Source organism: Nevskia sp., assembly GCF_051860985.1.
Lineage (GTDB): Bacteria > Pseudomonadota > Gammaproteobacteria > Nevskiales > Nevskiaceae > Nevskia.
The window spans coordinates 45,377-63,321 of sequence record NZ_JBIMKV010000005.1 but is presented as its reverse complement, the minus strand read 5'-3'; the positions used below and the strand labels follow the sequence as shown (position 1 = coordinate 63,321).

Genomic DNA, 17,945 nt, shown 5'->3' with positions numbered 1-17,945 from the left:
CAGCGGTCCATCCGGTTGAACCCTGCGCGGGCCGCCCCAGCTTTGCAGGGGTGCAGAATGGGCCGGTCACTGCCGCCGACGCCGGTGCCCGCCCGCCCCGATTGCTGCGCGTCCCCGCCGTCGCCAGCGCCCGTCATCGCCACTGGAACCCGAACATGAAACTCCTTCACACCATGCTGCGCGTCGGCGACCTCGACCGCTCGATCGCCTTCTACCGCGATGTGCTCGGCCTGAAGCTGGTCTCGCGCCGCGATTACCCCGAAGGCCGCTTCACGCTTGCCTTCATGGGCGCCGAGGAGCGCGTCGACGGTATCCAGCGCGGCGCCGAGCTGGAGCTGACGCACAACTGGGATACCGCCCGCTACGAACTGGGCACCGGCTACGGCCACGTGGCGCTCGAGGTGGCCGATGCCTACGCGGCCTGTGAACAGGTCAAGGCGCGCGGCGGCAAGGTCACCCGCGAAGCCGGGCCGATGAAGCACGGCACCACCGTGATCGCCTTCGTCGAAGACCCGGACGGCTACAAGATCGAGTTCATCCAGCGCCGGTCCGGCGAAGACGCCGGCACTGCGGCTGCGGCCTGACCGGGCAAACGCCGCGCAGCCGGAATGGACATGAAACCGGAACATGCCGACGCAGACGCATGCCGTCCGCGCAGTCGAGGATGACGCACATGATCGGCCGGCTGCTGCGCGACTCCCGCAGGCAGCGCCGGCGACCAGGCCTTCCGCCTTCTCCACATCGTTCAGCGAGAACACCATGAACACCGTTTGCGAATTGCCGGCCGCCGCACGCCGGGCTGATCAATCCGGATTTCCCGACCCCGCACGCGATCTGGCGACGCCCGGCCCGGGCCCGCAGGAAGCGGTGTTCGCGGCGGGCTGCTTCTGGTGCGTCGAGGCCGTGTTCGAACGGCTCAACGGCGTGTCGGACGTCATTTCCGGTTATGCCGGCGGCAGCGCCGACACTGCCAACTACGAAGCCGTCTGCACCGGCCGCACGAATCACGCGGAGGTCGTGAAGATCGTCTACGACCCGGCGGTGATCTCCTACGGCCAGCTGCTGAAGGTGCTGTTCGCGGTCGCTCACGATCCGACCCAGCTCGATCGCCAGGGCAACGATCGCGGCCGCCAGTACCGGTCGGAGATCTTTTTCCAGAGCGAGGCGGAGCGCGAGGTGGCGGCGGCCTACATCGCGCAGCTGGAAGCCGCGCACGTGTTCCGCAGCCCGATCGTCACGCTGCTGACGCCGCTGGAACGCTTCTACCGCGCCGAGACCTATCATCAGGACTACGCGATCCGGAACCCCGGCCAGCCGTACATCGCCGGCGTCGCCGCACCGAAGGTCGACAAGCTGGAACACACCTTTACCGAGTACCTCCGCAAATGAGCCTGTTCGACAAGAAAAAACCGGCGGCCGACGCGCAGGACAGCCCCGCCGACACCGCGATCGCCACCAGCCCCAGTGGCTATGACCTGCGCCCGATCAGCCCCGCGCTGAAGCAGACGCTGGCCGAGGGCCTGAACGCCGAAGAGCGCCGCGTGCTGCTGGATCACGGCACCGAGCGGGCGTTCTGCGGCCACTTCAACGACAACAAGAAGGACGGCGTCTACGCCTGCCGGCTGTGCGGCCTGCCGCTGTTCCGCTCGACCGCCAAGTTCGATTCGGGCACCGGCTGGCCGAGCTTCTTCGAGCCGTTCGACAGCAGCCACGTCCGCAACATCAAGGACTACAGCTACGGGATGATCCGCACCGAAATCCGCTGCCGCCGCTGCGACGGCCACCTGGGCCACGTGTTCGACGACGGCCCGAAGCCGACCGGCCAGCGCTACTGCCTGAATTCGGTGTCGATGGCGTTCTTCGACAACGGCCAGCCGATCCCGCAGCAGGTCGACACCGCCGCCTGACGACATCGCCCGCGATTCCCGCGCCCGCAGCCGGGCCCGGCAACCGCTTACCGCTTTCACCACAGACCAGAACTGACCGAGGAGAAAACCGCATGGCCGAGCCCAGGACCCTGACCCAGATTGCCGGCGCGCCGCTGACGCCGTCGCCGCTGGCGAACGCCGCGCTGCTGGTGATCGACCTGCAGAACGAATACCTCAAGGGCGCGCTGAAGCTCGATCAGATCGAGCGCGCGGTGAGCGAAACGCAGAAGCTGCTGGCGCTGGCCCGCGCCAACGGCGTGCCGGTGTTCCACTTCCAGCACAAGACCGGCCCCGGCGCGCCGATCTTCGACCCCACCGGCCCGTTCTTCGGCCTGATCGACGCCGTCAGGCCGGCGCCGGGCGAAACGGTGATCGAGAAAAGCTACCCGAACTGCTTCACCGCCACCGGCCTCGCCGAGGCACTCAAGGCAAGCGGCCGCAGCGAAGTGATCCTGGCCGGCGCGATGACCCATATGTGCATTTCCGCCACCGCCCGCTCGGCCACCGACCACGGCTTCCGCGCCACCGTGGTCGCCGATGCCTGCGCAACAAGGCCGCTGCCCGGCGCGCTCGGCGGCACGATTCCGGCCTCGCAGGTGCACGAGACGGCGCTGGCGGAAATCGCCGACGGCTTCAACGTCGTAGTCAGGAACGCTGCGGCCTGGGCCTGACAGCCCGAGGCTGTCGCAGAAAGGCCCGCAATGCGGGCCTTTCTCGTATCGGGTGGCGGCAGCTTCAGCGCCGCTTGAAGGTCACCACCAGCACGTCGCGCCAGGCCGGCTGCGCAGGGTCCAGGGCTTCGACCGGCGTCACGCCGTGGCGCACGCGGCCGTCGTCGACCAGGGCGGCATCGAACGGGTCGGTCAGGGTGAAGCTGCCGAGTTCGCGGTCGTCCGCCGCGATGATGGTCGTCGTGCCTTCGACGATGTTGTGCCGGCGGATCATCAGCACCAGCACGTGGTCGACGCCGTCGCGGTGCGCACCTTCCGGCGTCGGCTGACCGGCGACACCCGGCCCGGCTTCGATGCGGAACTGGTGGATCTCGACCTTCCAGGCCGTCACCGACGGTGACAACCGGCCGAACAGGCCGGCACACCAGCGCAGGATCGTCTGCAGGCTGGCGCCGCTGCCGACGGCCTCGGTGACCGGCTCGAACCAGCGCGCGACGCCGCCATTCAACGGGTTGTATTCCAGCCCCTGCCAGTGCGGCTGGTGCGGCTCGCGGACGATCGGCGCGCCGGCCTCGACCGTGTAGACGGCATGGCGACGGCGGCGGTAGCGGCCGCCATCGGCCATGAAAGTGTCCAACGCCAGATCGTTCCAGCTGGCGCTGAACGCCGGCCAATCATCCAGCGTACCGGCCGCCAGCAGCGCGCCCTGCATCGCCGTACCGGCGACGAAGGCATAGCCATCGGCCGCGATCGACGCCTGCAGGCGCGACAGCGACGGCAGGCCGGACAGCGCGGCAGTGGGCGGAGGACGGTTCATCGGCCGCGGATTATCGACGAATGCGCGGACGCTGCGGACCTGACCGCTCCGCAACGCCCGCGCTGGCTTCGCCTCGTCAGCCGCGCGCCGGCTTCGGCTTGATGAAGAAGGCCAGCAGCGACGGCAGCAGGATCAGCGCACCGAGCATGTTGACCAGGAACATGAAGCTCAGCAGCACGCCCATGTCGGCCTGGAACTTGAGCGCCGAGAACGCCCAGGTGGCGACACCGAGGCTCATCGTCACCGCCGTGAACGCCGCCGCCGCGCCACGTTCCTTCAGCGCGTTGAAGAAGGCTTCAACGAGGCTCATGCCGTGGTGCAGGTGCACCTCAATGCGGTCATAGAGGTAGATGCCGTAGTCCACACCGACGCCGACGCCGAGCGCGATCACCGGAAGCGTCGATACCTTCAGGCCAATGCCAAGCACCGCCATCAGCGCGTTGTTCAGCAGAGACACCAGCGCCAGCGGCAGGATGATGCACAGCGTGGCGCCGAACGAGCGGAAGGTCAGCAGACACATCAGGGTGATGGCGCCGAAGATCGCCGCCAGCTCGTGCTTGTCGGCTTCCTCGACCGCTTCGTTGGTGGCCGCCATCACGCCGGCATTGCCGGAGGCCAGCTTGAACTCGACCTTGCCGGCGATCTCGGCGAACTCCGAATCTGGCGCGTGGAACTCAGCGTTCCAGTCCTTCACCGACTGCACGATGTGGGCGAGCGTCTCGCCCTGGTGGTCGCTGGTGAAGAACAGCATCTGCATCGCCGAGCAGTCGGAGTTCAGCAGGCCGGTGCCGGTGTCGATCGGCGTCACCGCCTGCGCCAGCACGTCGCGATTGCGGGCCAGCACGCGCCAGCGCAGCGAGCCTTCGTTGAAACCGGCGTTGACGATCTTGGCCATGCTCGGCAGGGAGATCGCGCTGGCGATGCCATCGACGTTCTTCATCCGCCACTCGAAGGCGTCCATCGCGTCCATCACCCGGTGGTCGGTGCAGGCGCCGTCGATGTCGTGGGTCTGCACGACGATCGAGATCACGTCGACGCCGATCTTGAAGTTGCCGGTGATCGCCGCGTTGTCGCGGTTGTAGCGGGAGTCCTCGCGCAGCTCCGGCAGGCCGGAACCGAGATCGCCGACCTTCTGCTCGCGGGCGAACACGAAGCCGATGACCAGCAGCACCACGCTGCCGGCGATCGCCCAGACCGCGGTGCGCTTCTCGGCGAAGTGCGAGCAGGCGCGCCAGAACGGATCGAAGCTGTTTTCCAGCTTGAGCTTCTTGTCGAGGGTGGCCTGACCGATGTTCAGATAGGTCAGCAGGATCGGCAGCACCATCTTGTTGGTGACGATCATCAAGGACACGCCGAGTGTGGCGGTGATGCCCAGCTCGCGGACAATGTCGATCTTGATCAGCATGATCACCAGAAAGCCGAGCGCATTCGTCACCAGCGCCAGGGTGCCCGGAATGAACAGCTGGCTGAACGCGTAGCGCGAGGCATCGGTGGCATCGAAGCCGTCGGCGATCGCATCCTTCCAGGCGTTGGTCATCTGCACGGCGTGGCTGCAGCCGATCGAGAAGATGAGGAACGGCACCAGGATCGACAGCGGATCGATGCCGTAGCCGGCCAGCGGCAAGGTGCCAAGCAGCCACAGCACCGGCAGCAGTGCGCAGACCAGCGCGACCCCGGTCAGCTTCGCGGACTTGGTGTACCAGAGCAGCAGCAGCGCGGTGATCACGAAGGCGATCAGGAAGAACGCGATCACGCCCTGGGCGCCGGCGGTGATGTCGCCGACCGCCTTGGCGAAACCGATGATGTGCACCTGCACGCCGTCCTTCTGGTATTTCGCGCGCAGCGCTTCCAGTTCCGCCGCGATGCGCGGGTAGTTCAGCTTTTCGCCGGTTTCCGGATCGACATCGAGCAGGTCGGCGCGGATCAGGGCGCCGTGCAGGTCGTTCGATACCAGGCGGCCGACGAGGCCGGCCTTCTGGACGTTGCGGCGCACGGTTTCAAGATCTTCCGGCTCGCCCTGGAAAGTGGCCGGAATGACGTTGCCGCCGGCGAAGCCGCCTTCGACGATCTCGATGAAACGCACATTCGGCGTGAACAGCGACTGCACGGTCGGCCGGTCGACGCCCTTGATGTAGAACAGGTCGTCGGTCGCCGCCTTCAGGCTGGCCATGAAGGTCTTGTCGAAGATCGTGGCCGGTGCTGCGCCCTCGGCGGCCGGCTCGCGGATCAGCGCGACGATGATGCGGTTGGCGCCGCCGAAGGTCTGCTCGTAGTCCGTGAACGTCTTCATGTACGGATGTTCGAGCGGGATCATCTTCTTGAAGCCGGCGTCGACCTTGAGCCCGCTCGCCGACCAGGCGAGGAACACGGTCAGCGCCGCGAAGATGCCGAGCATCAGCGCCCGGTTGCCGAACAGCAGGTTGGAGAGCCGCTGGATCAGCCCGCCGAGCGGGCCTTCGATGCGCGGCAGGTCGGCCGTGGTCTTGTGCGGGGTCATTTCGCGGCTCCTGCCAGATCGAGAACGCTGGTGCCGGCTTCACCGAACAGCAGCGCGTGGACAGCGTCGAGCGGCAGCGCGGTCGAATAGGCGGCGATCTTCGCCGGGGCCAGGGTGGTGAAGGTCTTGCCGCCATAGCGGCTGATCCGCGCCGAACCGGCCGAGCCGACCAGGGTCACGCTGCCATCGGCAGCGACGCCGCTACCGAGCAGCGTCACCGGGCCAGAGCCTTCGGAAGCCATCCAGCTGGCGCCGGCATCGCGGCTGACGAAGGCCTGCCCGCGCAGGCCAAAGATCATCAGGCCATCGGCGCCGATCGGCAGCGCGCCGAAGTAGGAGCCTTCGTACGGCGGCTTCACCGCCGACCAGGTCGCGCCGTTGTCCGCGGAAATTTTCAGCAGCCCGGATTCGCCGACGATCGCCAGCTTGTCGCCAGCGAAGGCCGTGATCGCGTTGAGGTGACGGTCGTCCTCCTCGCCTTCCGGCGCCAGCGCGCGGTCGGTCCAGGTGGCGCCGCCATCGGCGGTTTCCAGATACAGGCCGTAGGCGCCGACAGCGATCGCGTGCTGCGCGTCGCGGGCGTAGACACCAAGCAGCGGCTCTTCGTCCGCCGGCGCAAAGCGCTGTTCCTGCCAGCTGGCGCCGCCGTCGGCGGTCATCGCGATCAGGCCGTCGTGGCCGACCAGCCAGCCGATCTTGTCGTCGACGAAGTGCACGGCCGTCAGCATGGTCCGGCGTAGGCCGGCGGCCCGCTGCCAGCTGGTGCCGTCGTCGTCGGAGGTGATCGCGTAACCGTGCTCGCCGACCGCGACGATGCGCTTGCCGGCCCGCGCGGCGTCATTGAGCAGCAGGCGTTCGACGGTGGCTTTCGGAACCGTCCCGGCCACCGAGCGCGGCACCGGCCGGGGTCGCGCAGCAGCGTCGGCGGCGGCCGGTGCATCGGCCCGGTTCTGCGCCGTTGCCGGCAGCTGGGTGATGCCGGTCGCGAAGCCCAGCAGCGCGCTCGCGACCCATCGTGGCGATGCTCGCATCGATGTCGTCTCCATGTTCGGAACCTCAAACCAACAGGGCCGGCGGATCGAACCCGCCGGCCCTGGTGACGATGGCTGCCGAGGCAGCCGTGCTGACGGTCAGCGGACGCCGGATTCGCGCAAGCTCGCCGGCGTGAAGTCGGCCTGGGTGAGCTTCGACGGCGCGTACATCTTGTCGTCGCCGGTGCGCACGCCGAGCGCCAGGAAGCGGCCGGACTGCAGGTCGCTGTGGACTTCGACGGTACCGAAGGTCATCGGCACGTCCCAGAGCTGGATCGAGTGGTACTCGCCGGTGCGGAACAGCTCGCCGCGGCCGTCGTACTTGTCGACCAGCACCGGCGTCCAGGTGTCCTCGTCGAGATAGAAGGTGCGCCGCGCATACAGGTGCGAGGTGCCCTTCTTCAGCTTGGAGTCGACCACCCAGACGCGGTGCAGCTCGTAGCGGGTGTAGTCCGGGTTCAGGAAGCCCGGCCGCACGATGTCTTCCAGCTTCACGCCGCTCGACAGCTTGTAGCTGTTGTACGGAATGTAGATCTCCTTCTTGCCGACCAGTTCGAAGTCGTAGCGGTCGGTGGCGCCGTTGTAGATGTTGAAGTCATCGTTGGTGCGCAGGCCGTCGGCCGCCGTGCCCGGGTTGTCGTAGGCCACGTTCGGTGCCTGGCGCACGCGCCGCTGGCCGGGGTTGTAGGTCCAGGCCGAACGGAACACCTTGGTCTGGTCCAGCGGCTCGTGCACCAGCAGCACCGAACCGGCCAGGCGGGCCGGCGCGACGATGCGCTGCAGGAAGTAGAACAGCAGGTTGTCGGTGCGCTCGGCCGGCTTCTTGTTCAGCGAGCCGAACTGGAAGTCGAGCTGGTACTGGAAGCGCACCGGCGTGTATTCACCGCCCCGGGTGACCGCCAGCTGCACGTTGTCGGTCTCGTAGGTTTCGCCGCGATAGCGGGTCAGCGCGTTCCAGATCGCTTCGTTGCCGTTCTTCGGCGTCGGGAACGGCAGGCCGCCATTGACGCCGAGCACGCCGTTGCCGGACTCCGACAGCTTGGCCTTGCCGGCGTTGGCCTTGGTCTCGTCGTAGTAGCCCTTCGGATACACGCCGGTCCGGTGGCTCGGATAGACGTTGATCCTGTAGGCCGGGTACTTCTTGAAGGCGGCGAGCTGGCCGGCGCTCAGCTGGGCCTTGTGCTCCTCGGCGTTGGCGGCAGTGATCACCAGGATCGGCTTCTCGTCCGCGAACGGGTCCGGATAGAGGATGCCGGGCTTGAAGCCGGCCGGGGCCTTCACGACCTCGCCGGTCCATGCCGGGATGGTGCCGGCGGCGTTGGCGGCGGCATCGCCACCCATGGTGTTCAGCGATTCGGCGTGCGCGGACAGCGCCGTCATGGCACCGAAGGCGGCGGCGACCAGCGAGCTGGAAATTCGGTTCAGTTTCATCAAGAGCATTCCTCTGCGGTTCAGAACGCGTAGGTCATCGTCAGGGCGATGAAGTCGCGGTCCTTCAATGGATTGGCGGCGGTGCAGTAAGACTGCGACTGGCCTGCGGCGAGGCCGTTGCTGCCGGCCAGCGCCGGGTTGGGATCGTCCGAGCCGCAGTACACGCGGCCCCCGAAGAACGAGGTGTAGGACAGATCGATCGTGTAGGTGGCCTGGTAGTTGAAGTTGACGCCGGCGGTGACCGCCTGCGCGCCTTCGTTGAACGTCGGGCTGACGCCCTTGACGTCGTGGCTGAACACGGCGCGCGGCGACATGTTCCAAGCGCCGAGCAGGCTCAGGTAGTCGAGACGGGCAACGGCGCGATAGCCCCAGGAGTGCTGCGTGGCGTAGCCGCCGTTCTGCACCGACCCGCCGGCTGCGTTGGACGCGGCCGCCAGCGCCGGCAACGCCGTGCCCGGTCCGTCGAACAGCACGCTGGTCGGCAGGTCGAGGAAGGTGTAGCCGACTTCACCGACCAGCGCGAGCTGCTGGGCGCCGAGGATGGTCGGGATCACCTGCGTCGCCGTGGTCTGGATCTGGTGCGCTTTTACCCGCTGCCAGCCGCGGATTTCGGCACCGGCAGCGATGTCGGCCGGATTCGGCGCGAAGTTCGACTCGATGTTCAGTGCCGCCAGCAGCAGTTCGGTGGCCGCCCGCTGCAGCGGCAGGTTGGGCCGGTAGCTGTACTCGCCCTGCAGCGCCATGCCGTTCGGGAGCTGGGTGTTGAACGACAGGCCGAGCAGGTGGATGTTCTTCGGATATTCGAGGAAGTAGGCCGCGCTGCCGTTCTGGCCCGAGGCCACGCCGACGCTGCCGCCGAGCTGCGGTGGCAGCGGCACATTGGTGGCTGCCGAGGTCGTGCCGCTGCCGCGCCGCGCATCGGTCGACTTCAGCGCCGACACCAGCGGCACCCGCGAGTGGTAGTACTGGTAGTAGGCGCCGAACTCGGTCGAGCCCAGCCAGTCGGCGAGGTAGCGGGTGGCGACACCGAACTGGCCGAAGCCGTTCGGCCGGTCACGCACGCCGGTACGGCCCACCCAGACGCTGGCATCGCCGCGGAACGGGCCGAGGCCCGCCGCCTGCGCAGCGGCGGACAGGCCGGCGGTGGTGCCGGTCGGCGGGAACGGGTTGCCCATGAAATCGTCATCGCGACGACCGAAGGTCACTACCGCGCGGTTGCCGTCGTCGCTGGCGATGTCGGTGGTGGAGAAGTACGAGCCACGCGGGTCGAGGAAGAAGTTGTCGAAGCGCGCCTGCACATAGCCTTCGGCGGTCAGGCTGTCGGTCAGTTCCTGGCTGAAGGACAGCATCGGCGTCGGCCGGAAGGCCTCGCGCAGCTCCGCACCCGGCGCGCGCAGCCGCAGGATGTCGAGCGGATTGGTGGCGTTGATGCCGTTGGGGATGAACGTCGACTCGCCCCAGTTGATCACCTGGTTGCCGATGCGGACGTTGGTCGTGCGGTTGCCGAACGGCTTGCCGGACACGCTCAGGAAGGCGTCGAGCAGTTCCCAGTGCATCTGCAGACGGTCACGGCCGCGCGGGCCGAACTTTTCCAGTTCGTGGGCGACCTGGAAATCCATGAACTCGGTGCCGCGCACGAACAGGCCGATGTTGTCGCCGTACTTCAGCTCCAGCTCGTGGGTGCCACGGGCGATCTGGTTGACGAGATCGCCGGCCGAGTAGTTGAGGTTGCCGTCGTCGCCATTGACGCTGCGGGCGGTGCCGCCGTTGGCGATGCCGATCAGGCTGTCGGAGCGTCCCTGGGCACGCCACAGCATGCCGTAGGACAGGGTGTTGTCGAGGTTGCCCTTTACGGGACCGAGGTCGAACTGGAAGGCGGTGGCCGGGCCGGCCGCCATCATCGCGATGCCGGCCGCCAGTGCCACCCGCGGTGCGCGGCGCGCGATCGACGGGCGCGCCGTCGCAGTTCCCTGCACGGGATCGTAGCTCTGCATAGTCGTCTCCTATCGCACCGGCGACCGTTTGCAGGCCGGTCGCCGTTGGGCTGTCTGCCGTCGTTTTAGTGATCGTGCGCCCCTGCCCGCAGGCGGTGCGCATCGAGTTACCACTCCATCCCTACCCGTATGGGCGGGATATGGCCGAAGGTATACGAGTCATGCCGTGTATTTGCAAGCACGCGGCCGGCGCCGCCGGGAACCCGGGCCGCGCCGGCCGCAGATGTCGCAATGCAGCGAAAGCAAAGGGATTTGTCCGATCAGGGCGAGGTCTGCTGCGGTCGCGCCGGCGCCTGCTGCCAACCGTCAGGCGGTGGCTCGGCCCCGACGATCGCGCGTGCAAGCGGCAGCCTGGCGATCGTCGGTTCGCTCAGCGACCCTAGATACAGCCAGTGCCCGTGCTCCTCGACGCTGGTGATCGGCGCATAGGCGTCGGTGCCGTGGTACTGCAGGTTGGCGATCACCCGGCCCTCGAGATCAAAGCCGAGCACCAGGCTGTGCTTGATCGGCGAGAACGCCAGCCGCTGCTGGATCGCCGCCGGCAGCCGCGCCAGCAGCCGCCGCAGCTGCGGCCATTCGCCAAGCGCGTCGAGGCCCGGATCGCGGGGATTGGCCAGCGCCACCCAGACCCGGTCGCGGCCATTGAAGCTCAGGTTGTCCGGGAAGCCCGGCAGGTTGTCGGCGAACAGTTCGCGGCGGCCGGCCTTGTCGCCGCGCAGCCAGATGCGGCTGATCCGGTACGCCGAGGTCTCCGCCACCAGCACGTATTCGCCACCCGGTCCGAGTGCGACCCCGTTGGCGAAGTAGAGATCGCGTGCCAGCTCGGTGGTGGTGCCGGTGGCGCTGTCGTGGACCAGCAGGCGGCCGTGCGGCCGATGCTCCAGCAGATCGTGCAGGTAGGCGCGGATGCCGAACTTGGTCGAGGCATCGGAAAACACGATCTGCGTGCCGCTGCTGTCGACATCGTCGGTGAAGCGAAGCGGCACGCCGCCGGCCTCGCTCGCCAGCACGCGTGCCTGCCCGGCCTCGATACGCAGCAGTCCCTTGACGGCGTCGGCGACGATCGGCGTGTCATCGGCGGTGAAGGCGATGCCCAGCGGCCGGCCGCCGGTATCGGCCAGCAGTTCGTAGTGGCGGCCGTCCGCAGACAGGCGGATCACCCGGCCATCGTCGAAGCCGGTGATCACGCGGCCTTCGGCATCGATACCGATGCCTTCCGGCCCGATACCGATGCCGGCGGCCAGCCGCTGCAGGTCCTTCAGCCTGTCGTTGACGGCAAGCGGCCCTTCCGCAGCCGGCGCCCGGGGCGGCTGCCAGGCAACAGGATCGACATCGGTAGGGGCCAACAGCAGGTAGGCCACAACGGCGCCAAGGCCGGTCAGCAGCATCGCAAGCAGCGTTCTCAACAGCTTTCTCATGGCAATCGGGACGTTTGAAAAAAGTTCGGCAGCCCGCGTTTCGCGCGGCGTCGGCCGCCAGTACCTCGACTTTCGGCCAGACGGTCGCCACCATACGCCAGCGCACGTTGCAGCGGTCGCTTTGCTAGCATTCGCGCACATCTGTACTCAGACGACCCGAGAAACTTCATGTCCAAGCTGCCGAACCCGGTGCAACAACTGCTCAAGCGGGCTGCCGAAACCCCGAACGAGCCATACCTGCACCAGCCGGTCAAAGGCGTCTGGCGGACCTGGACCTGGGGTGAAGTCGCCGACCAGGCGCGGCGGATGGCGTCGGCACTGGTGGCGATGGGCCTGAAGCCCGGCGACGCGGTGGCGATGACCGGCATGAACAACGCGCACTGGTTCATGGCGGATTTCGCCTGCGGCCTGGCCGGGTTGACTGGCGTCGGCCTGTATCCGAAGCAGAGCGAGGACGCGGTGCGTTATATCGCCGGCCACGCCGGCATCAAGGTGGCGTTCATCGGGCCGATGCCGGACGCCGCCGGCTTCCTGGCAGCACTGCCGGCCGAGGTTGTCCGCATCGCGCTGCCGTATCCGGGCGTTGCGCCCTGCGCGCAGGACTGGAACACGCTGACCGCCGCCCATGCGCCGATCGCGCAGCCGGTCGAACGGGCGGCCGATGCGATCTGGAGCCTGATCTACACCTCTGGCACCACCGGCAACCCGAAGGGCGTGATCATGACGGCCGAGAACCTCGCGTTCACGGTGGCCGGCATGCTGCGCGACCAGCCGGCGCGCGCCGGCGGCGAGCATTTCCTGTCCTACCTGCCGCTGGCGCATGCCTTCGAGCGCGGCGCGGTGGAAATCGCCAGCCTCTACCTGCCGGCCCAGGTGCACTTCCTCGAGGAACTCGAAAAGCTGCCGGAAACGCTGGGACTGGTGCGGCCGACCCGCTTCTACGGCGTGCCGCTGGTTTACAGCCGCGTTCAGGGCGGCATCCTGAAAAAGCTGCCGCAGGCCAAGATCGACCGCCTGCTGAAGCTGCCGATCATCTCCGGCCTGATCCGCCGAAAGATCCGCAAGGGCCTGGGCCTGGACCGCGCCTGGCTGGTGGTGTCCGGCGCCGCGCCGCTGCCACGGCCGATCATCGAATGGTTCGCCAAGCTCGGCATCGACGTGATGCAGGGCTACGGCATGACCGAGAACTCGATCTACGCCAGCCTCAACCTGCCGGGCCAGAACAAGGTCGGGTCGATCGGCAAGCCGTTCGTCGATGCCGGCGTCCGCATCGCCGAGGACGGCGAGATCCAGTGCAAGCATCCGGGCAACACGCCGGGCTACTACAAGGACCCCGAAAAGACCGCCGAGCTGTTCACCGCCGATGGCTGGCTGCGCACCGGCGACAAGGGCCATATCGACGCCGACGGCTATCTGTTCATCACCGGCCGGGTAAAGGAAATCTTCAAGACCCTGAAGGGCAAGTACGTCAGCCCGGCGCCGATCGAGGGCAAGTTCGGCACCAACACCACGGTCGAGCAGATGTGTCTGGTCGGGGCCGGGCTGTACCAGCCGATGCTGGTGCTGTCGCTGAACGCCGATGCCCGCAAGCTGCCGCGCGCGCAGGTCGAGGCCGGCCTGGTGGCAACCATGAAGGCAGTCAATCAGTCGCTCGAACCGCACGAGCAGATCTGCAAGATCGTCGTCACCCGCGACACCTGGAGCATCGACAACGGCCTGATGACGCCGACCATGAAGGTGCGCCGCAACGAGATCGAAAAGCGCTACGGCGAACTGCTGGCCGGGCTCGAAGCCGATCGCAAGACCCAGGTGTACTGGGAAGACTGATCCGGCAGCCGGCGGTGTCCGCACCGCCGGCGATCGTGAGACGCCGCCCGTCACGGATCGATATTGACGTAATTTTCACTTTTTCTTGATTCCTATCCTGTCCCCCGATCCCTAGCCTTCTGACCGATGCCTCGCTGCAGGCATCGTCACGAACCGGGGAGACGGGAATGAAAGGGATCGTCGCAAGCGCGACGTGGTGGCTGGCCCTGCTGCTGACGACGGCGCTGCCGTCGCAGGCACTGGACCTGGTGCCGCAGACCATCGACCAGCTGATCGACCGCAGCCCGCGGATCGTCATCGCCACCTGCACGGCCAGCGAAACCCGGGCAGTCGCCGCCCACGGCAACAATCCCTTCACCTTCAGCCGCTTCGACAAGGTCGAAACGCTGGCCGGCGATCTCGGCGGCCGCTTCGAGCTGCGCCTGTTCGGCGGCCGCATCGGCAATACCCGGATCTGGGAAGACGGCCTGCCGAACTTCACGCCGGGCACCCGCTACCTGCTGTTCCTAGGCCCGAGCAACGCCGAAGGCTATCCGCTGCTGAAGCCGCAGGGCGTATTCGAGATCCTGGCCGCGCAGGGCGAACCGCCCGCCGAACGCCTGCGCGCCACCGCTGGGCAGGGCCATCCGGAGCAGACGCTGGCACAGCTCCGCAGCCGGGTCCGGGAACGCCGCGCCGCGCTGCCGGCCACTGCCGGACCGGGCCGGATTTCCGCCGCGCCGGCCGGCCTCACGCCTTCACATCCGTCCCGCGACGCGAGCACTGCGCCGCGCGGCTCGACGACGGCTGCCACCCGGCAGCTTCCTGCACCGTAGCAATCCTTGGGGGACACGACATGAGAACGCATGGGGCGCGGATCATCCGCACCGGCATCGCCAGCCTGGTCACGGCGCTCGCTGCGCTGACCACATCCGGGCCGGCGAAGGCCTATCACTTCTTCGAGGCAGATGCCGGCGGTGGCTGCCGCTGGGCGGCAGTCGGACCGGGCAACGTCGACTACCGGGTCGACGGCTCGTCGACGCCGGACATCGCCGCCACCGTGCTGGCCGAAGCCCTCGCGGCCAAGAGCCAGTGGAACGACGTGGCGTCGGCCGAGGACGTGTTCGGCAACTTCACGACCGTCGCGATCGACTACACCGGCGACAACTTCGGCACCGCCTGGGGCATCGGCACCCTGAGCGGCGCCAGCGACGGTCAGAACGAAGTGGTGTTCGACGAGGACGGCAGCGCGATGGCGGTCATCGGCCTCGATCCGTCCGACGTCAACGGCTTCGGCCCGTCGCGCGAAGTGGTCAGCGGCGGCAGCTGCACGATCACCGATGCCTTCCTGCTGCTCAACGGCACGCGCACCAACTACCACCGGCCGTCCACCGCCGTGCACGAGCTGGGCCACACGATCGGCTTCGCGCATTCCTCGGTTGGCCAGTTCAACAGCCTGAACTCCACCGCCTTCAACGGCGGCTTCGGCAGCCCGAGCGATGCCCTGACGCCGATCAACATCAACAACGTGCCGACCATGCACCCGTTCAGCATCGCCGGCACGGCCCGCGCGACGATCGAGGACGACGATCGCGCCGCGATCTCGCGCCGCTATCCGAACGCCGCCTTCTCGACCACGCTCGGTACCATCGTCGGCAATGTCCGCCGCTGCTCCAACGATGCGCCGGTCGCCGGCGTCAACGTGCGCGCCATCAACACCGCCACCGGCGCCCAGGTCAGCCGCTACACCGCCTTCGATTCCAACACCACCGGCCGCTTCGAGATCAGCGTGCCGCCGGGCAGCTATCACGTGGTGGTCGAGGAAATGGGCCACAACGGCTTCGTGGCCGACCGCATGGCGATCAAGACCGCCACCGACCAGGGCTTCCCGTTCGAGTACTACGGCCCGACCGCCGAAGCCGAGCTGGCCTGCTCGGAAGACGACAGCGAAGCGCCGTTGGCCGTGCCGGTCAGCGCCGGCAGCACCTCCGACGTGCAGATCCGCCTCAATGACGGCGTCCGCCTGGCGTTCGTCGTCGACGACACCGGCAGCATGTCGAACGAGATCAGCGCTGTGCGGCAGATCCTGACCAACATCATCGACAACCGCATCGCCGCCGGCGGGCCGTTCCCGCGCACCGCCGTCGTCACCTTCAAGGACAACGTCACCCGCCGCGTGGTCAGCGACGTGCCGTCGAAGATCCAGGCCGTGGTCAACACGCTGTCCGCCGGCGGCGGAAGCGATTGCCCGGAATCGTCGAACGCCGCGCTGATGACCGCCGGCCGCATCCTTGCCAATGGCGGCCGCGCGATCCTGTTCACCGATGCCGACTCCCGCCCGGACGGCCCGAGCCGCGGCAGCGTGGTCAGCTACTACCGCAGCCGCAGCCTGACCATGTCGACCCTGCTGTCGGCGACCTGCAGCGAGGAATTCCCGTCGGCCCGCGCCGCCGTGACCAGCGGCACCGGCACGCGCAAGGCCGAACGCGCTGGCCAGCATGAAGGCTCGGTGAGCCTCCGGCCGTGGGCGCCAGAGACCATCGTGGCCCGCGCACTGACGCCGCGTCGCCCGGCCGGGGTCCACTTCGCCGAGGAGTACCCGGAACCGGAAATGCTGGGGCGCGAGAGCGCGTTTACCACCAACTCGGGCATCTCGCAGTTCACCGGCGGCGTGTTTGTCGCCACGCCGCGCCCGATCTCCGCCGATGACCGCACCCGCTACATCAACGCCGGCACCAGCATCGGCCTCGGCAGCGTCACCTCGACGGTGGCCACGCTGGCACCGTCGGCCGTGCCGGCCGGCGCGACGGCGGTGCTCGACGTGCTCGGCGCATCGACCAACTTCACCTCGTCGTCGACGGTGAGCTTCGCCAACCCGTCGCTCACCGTGGTGTCGCGCGAAGTGCTGTCGCCGCGCCTGATCCGCACCCGGATCACCGTGGCGGCCGACACCGTGCCGGGCTTCTTCGATGTCAGCGTCGCCACGCCGCTCGGCACCGCCACCGAAGTCGCCAACGGCATCGGCGCCCTGCAGGTGACCGCGCCGGTGAGCGGCGGTGAAATCGCCACGCTGTCGCCGTCCTCGGCAGCACGCGGCAGCAGCCGCGACGTGACGATCTTCGGCGCCGGCACTGCCTTCACCGCCGATTCGGTCGTGCAGTTCCTCCGCAACGGCTCGGTGACGCCGAACATCACGGTGAATTCCCGCACGCTGGTCTCGCCGACCGAACTGCGCGTCAACGTCACCATCGCCGACGCGGCCGTGACCTCGTTCTACGACGTTGCCGTCGACAGCATCACCGAGGCGCGCGGCTTCACGGTGACCGAAGTGGCGCCGGTGGTGCCGACCATCGTGTCGCTGACGCCGAACGCCAGCGCCCGGGGCGTGACCGGCCTGCCGGTGACCCTGGTCGGCCAGAACGTCAGCTTCACCGATGCCAGCGTGGTCAGCTTCGGCGACGGCATCACCGTCACCGGCACCACTCTGGTCGACGCCACCACGCTGACGGCGACGATCTCGGTCGCGGCCGATGCCGCGCCGGGCTTCCGCGATGTCACGGTCAACACCGCTGGCGTCACCGCAGCGATCCTGTCCGGCTTCCAGGTCACCGTGCCACCGGCCGACATCGTGTCGGTGACGCCGGGCAGCGGCAGCCGGGGCGCCAGCGGTCTGGCGGTCACCATCGTCGGCGAGAACGTCGCCTTCAGCGCCGACAGCGTCGTCAGCTTCGGCGATGGCATCACCGTCACCGGCACCTCGCGGCTCAACCCGACGACACTGGTCGCCACGCTCAGCATCGCCGCCGATGCGGCGGTCGGCCCCCGCAATGTCTCGGTGACCACCGATGGCCTGACGCTGGTCGAGAGCAACGGCTTCACGGTCAGCAATGCCGCCATCACCGGCCTGGCGCCGGACAGCGCGCAGGCCGGCAGCCGAGGCGTGACGCTGACCATCTCCGGCAGCGGCTTCGGCAGCCCGGCGGCGGTGGCGTTCTCCGGCACCGGTATCACCGTACGCAGCGTGACCGTCGACAGCGCCACCCGCATCACCGCCGTGATCGATCTCGATCGCAACGCAGCGGTTGGCCTGCGCGACGTCACGGTGACCGTCAGTGGCGTCTCCGCCCAGTTCGGCTTCCGGGTGCTGCAGCGGCGCAGCGGCGGCGCGGCCGGCCTGGTGCTGGTGCTCGGCCTCGGCGTGATGGCCGGCCTGCGGCGCCGGTCCCGGCGCCGCTGAACGGGTGCGCAAGCCGGCTGGCTGATCGCCTGATCGGCTGATCGGCTGATCCGGCCCAACGAAAAGCCCCCCGCAGCGCAGGCTGCGGGGGGCTTTTTCATGAATCGCCCGGCGA

General features: G+C 68.1%; 13 protein-coding genes. 7 read left to right on the top strand and 6 right to left on the bottom strand.

Going from position 1 to position 17,945, the window contains the following annotated elements; translation table 11 throughout:
- Positions 1-155: 155 nt before the first annotated feature.
- From gloA to ACTIGJ_RS06550, 4 genes are all read left to right on the top strand, one after another.
- Positions 156-584, top strand: a complete 429-nt coding sequence (gene gloA, locus ACTIGJ_RS06565) for a lactoylglutathione lyase (protein ID WP_439639489.1) — start codon at positions 156-158, stop codon at positions 582-584.
- A gap of 175 nt (positions 585-759) precedes the next feature.
- The gene (msrA, locus tag ACTIGJ_RS06560) at positions 760-1,389 is read left to right on the top strand and encodes a peptide-methionine (S)-S-oxide reductase MsrA (RefSeq protein ID WP_439639488.1); all 630 of its coding nucleotides are present in this window, start codon (positions 760-762) and stop codon (positions 1,387-1,389) included.
- Complete coding sequence (gene msrB, locus ACTIGJ_RS06555) at positions 1,386-1,907, top strand: peptide-methionine (R)-S-oxide reductase MsrB (RefSeq protein ID WP_439639487.1); 522 nt, start codon at positions 1,386-1,388, stop codon at positions 1,905-1,907. The genes msrA and msrB overlap by 4 nt, the downstream gene beginning before the upstream one ends.
- Before the next feature lie 92 nt (positions 1,908-1,999).
- Positions 2,000-2,599, top strand: a complete 600-nt coding sequence (locus tag ACTIGJ_RS06550) for a cysteine hydrolase family protein (RefSeq protein ID WP_439639486.1) — start codon at positions 2,000-2,002, stop codon at positions 2,597-2,599.
- A 64-nt stretch (positions 2,600-2,663) separates the two neighbouring features.
- Here ACTIGJ_RS06550 and ACTIGJ_RS06545 read toward each other — a convergent pair whose 3' ends face one another.
- The 6 genes from ACTIGJ_RS06545 to ACTIGJ_RS06520 form a co-directional block, all read right to left on the bottom strand.
- Positions 2,664-3,416, bottom strand: coding sequence for a 2OG-Fe dioxygenase family protein (locus ACTIGJ_RS06545; RefSeq protein ID WP_439639485.1), 753 nt, complete (start codon positions 3,414-3,416; stop codon positions 2,664-2,666).
- 76 nt (positions 3,417-3,492) lie between these two features.
- A complete protein-coding gene (locus tag ACTIGJ_RS06540) occupies positions 3,493-5,913 on the bottom strand; it encodes an efflux RND transporter permease subunit (RefSeq protein ID WP_439639484.1) in 2,421 nt (806 codons plus the stop codon).
- Complete coding sequence (locus tag ACTIGJ_RS06535; RefSeq protein WP_439639483.1) at positions 5,910-6,959, bottom strand: WD40/YVTN/BNR-like repeat-containing protein; 1,050 nt, start codon at positions 6,957-6,959, stop codon at positions 5,910-5,912. Before ACTIGJ_RS06535 ends, ACTIGJ_RS06540 begins: the two co-directional genes overlap by 4 nt.
- A gap of 84 nt (positions 6,960-7,043) precedes the next feature.
- Positions 7,044-8,375 carry a DUF1329 domain-containing protein gene (locus ACTIGJ_RS06530; protein WP_439639482.1) on the bottom strand — a complete coding sequence of 444 codons (1,332 nt, stop codon included), beginning with the start codon at positions 8,373-8,375 and terminating at the stop codon, positions 7,044-7,046.
- Between the two features lie 20 nt (positions 8,376-8,395).
- Positions 8,396-10,369: a DUF1302 domain-containing protein gene (locus tag ACTIGJ_RS06525; RefSeq protein ID WP_439639481.1), complete on the bottom strand. Its 1,974-nt coding sequence runs from the start codon at positions 10,367-10,369 to the stop codon at positions 8,396-8,398.
- Positions 10,370-10,629: 260 nt separating this feature from the next.
- Positions 10,630-11,775 (bottom strand): SMP-30/gluconolactonase/LRE family protein, encoded by a 1,146-nt coding sequence (locus tag ACTIGJ_RS06520; protein WP_439639480.1) that lies wholly within the window; start codon positions 11,773-11,775, stop codon positions 10,630-10,632.
- A 180-nt stretch (positions 11,776-11,955) separates the two neighbouring features.
- Between ACTIGJ_RS06520 and ACTIGJ_RS06515 the strand changes: the two genes are divergently transcribed.
- The 3 genes from ACTIGJ_RS06515 (at position 11,956) to ACTIGJ_RS06505 (ending at position 17,830) form a co-directional block, all read left to right on the top strand.
- Positions 11,956-13,614, top strand: coding sequence for an AMP-binding protein (locus ACTIGJ_RS06515; RefSeq protein ID WP_439639479.1), 1,659 nt, complete (start codon positions 11,956-11,958; stop codon positions 13,612-13,614).
- A gap of 167 nt (positions 13,615-13,781) precedes the next feature.
- Positions 13,782-14,429 (top strand): hypothetical protein, encoded by a 648-nt coding sequence (locus ACTIGJ_RS06510; RefSeq protein WP_439639478.1) that lies wholly within the window; start codon positions 13,782-13,784, stop codon positions 14,427-14,429.
- A gap of 20 nt (positions 14,430-14,449) precedes the next feature.
- A complete protein-coding gene (locus tag ACTIGJ_RS06505) occupies positions 14,450-17,830 on the top strand; it encodes a hypothetical protein (protein ID WP_439639477.1) in 3,381 nt (1,126 codons plus the stop codon).
- Positions 17,831-17,945 lie beyond the last annotated feature (115 nt).

What these genes read in the sequence shown, in the direction of transcription:
- gloA (WP_439639489.1), top strand. Translation starts at nt 156, where the DNA reads ATGAAACTCCTTCACACCATGCTGCGCGTCGGCGACCTCGACCGCTCG.
- msrA (WP_439639488.1), top strand. Translation starts at nt 760, where the DNA reads ATGAACACCGTTTGCGAATTGCCGGCCGCCGCACGCCGGGCTGATCAA.
- msrB (WP_439639487.1), top strand. Translation starts at nt 1,386, where the DNA reads ATGAGCCTGTTCGACAAGAAAAAACCGGCGGCCGACGCGCAGGACAGC.
- ACTIGJ_RS06550 (WP_439639486.1), top strand. Translation starts at nt 2,000, where the DNA reads ATGGCCGAGCCCAGGACCCTGACCCAGATTGCCGGCGCGCCGCTGACG.
- ACTIGJ_RS06545 (WP_439639485.1), bottom strand. Translation starts at nt 3,416, where the DNA reads ATGAACCGTCCTCCGCCCACTGCCGCGCTGTCCGGCCTGCCGTCGCTG.
- ACTIGJ_RS06540 (WP_439639484.1), bottom strand. Translation starts at nt 5,913, where the DNA reads ATGACCCCGCACAAGACCACGGCCGACCTGCCGCGCATCGAAGGCCCG.
- ACTIGJ_RS06535 (WP_439639483.1), bottom strand. Translation starts at nt 6,959, where the DNA reads ATGGAGACGACATCGATGCGAGCATCGCCACGATGGGTCGCGAGCGCG.
- ACTIGJ_RS06530 (WP_439639482.1), bottom strand. Translation starts at nt 8,375, where the DNA reads ATGAAACTGAACCGAATTTCCAGCTCGCTGGTCGCCGCCGCCTTCGGT.
- ACTIGJ_RS06525 (WP_439639481.1), bottom strand. Translation starts at nt 10,369, where the DNA reads ATGCAGAGCTACGATCCCGTGCAGGGAACTGCGACGGCGCGCCCGTCG.
- ACTIGJ_RS06515 (WP_439639479.1), top strand. Translation starts at nt 11,956, where the DNA reads ATGTCCAAGCTGCCGAACCCGGTGCAACAACTGCTCAAGCGGGCTGCC.
- ACTIGJ_RS06510 (WP_439639478.1), top strand. Translation starts at nt 13,782, where the DNA reads ATGAAAGGGATCGTCGCAAGCGCGACGTGGTGGCTGGCCCTGCTGCTG.
- ACTIGJ_RS06505 (WP_439639477.1), top strand. Translation starts at nt 14,450, where the DNA reads ATGAGAACGCATGGGGCGCGGATCATCCGCACCGGCATCGCCAGCCTG.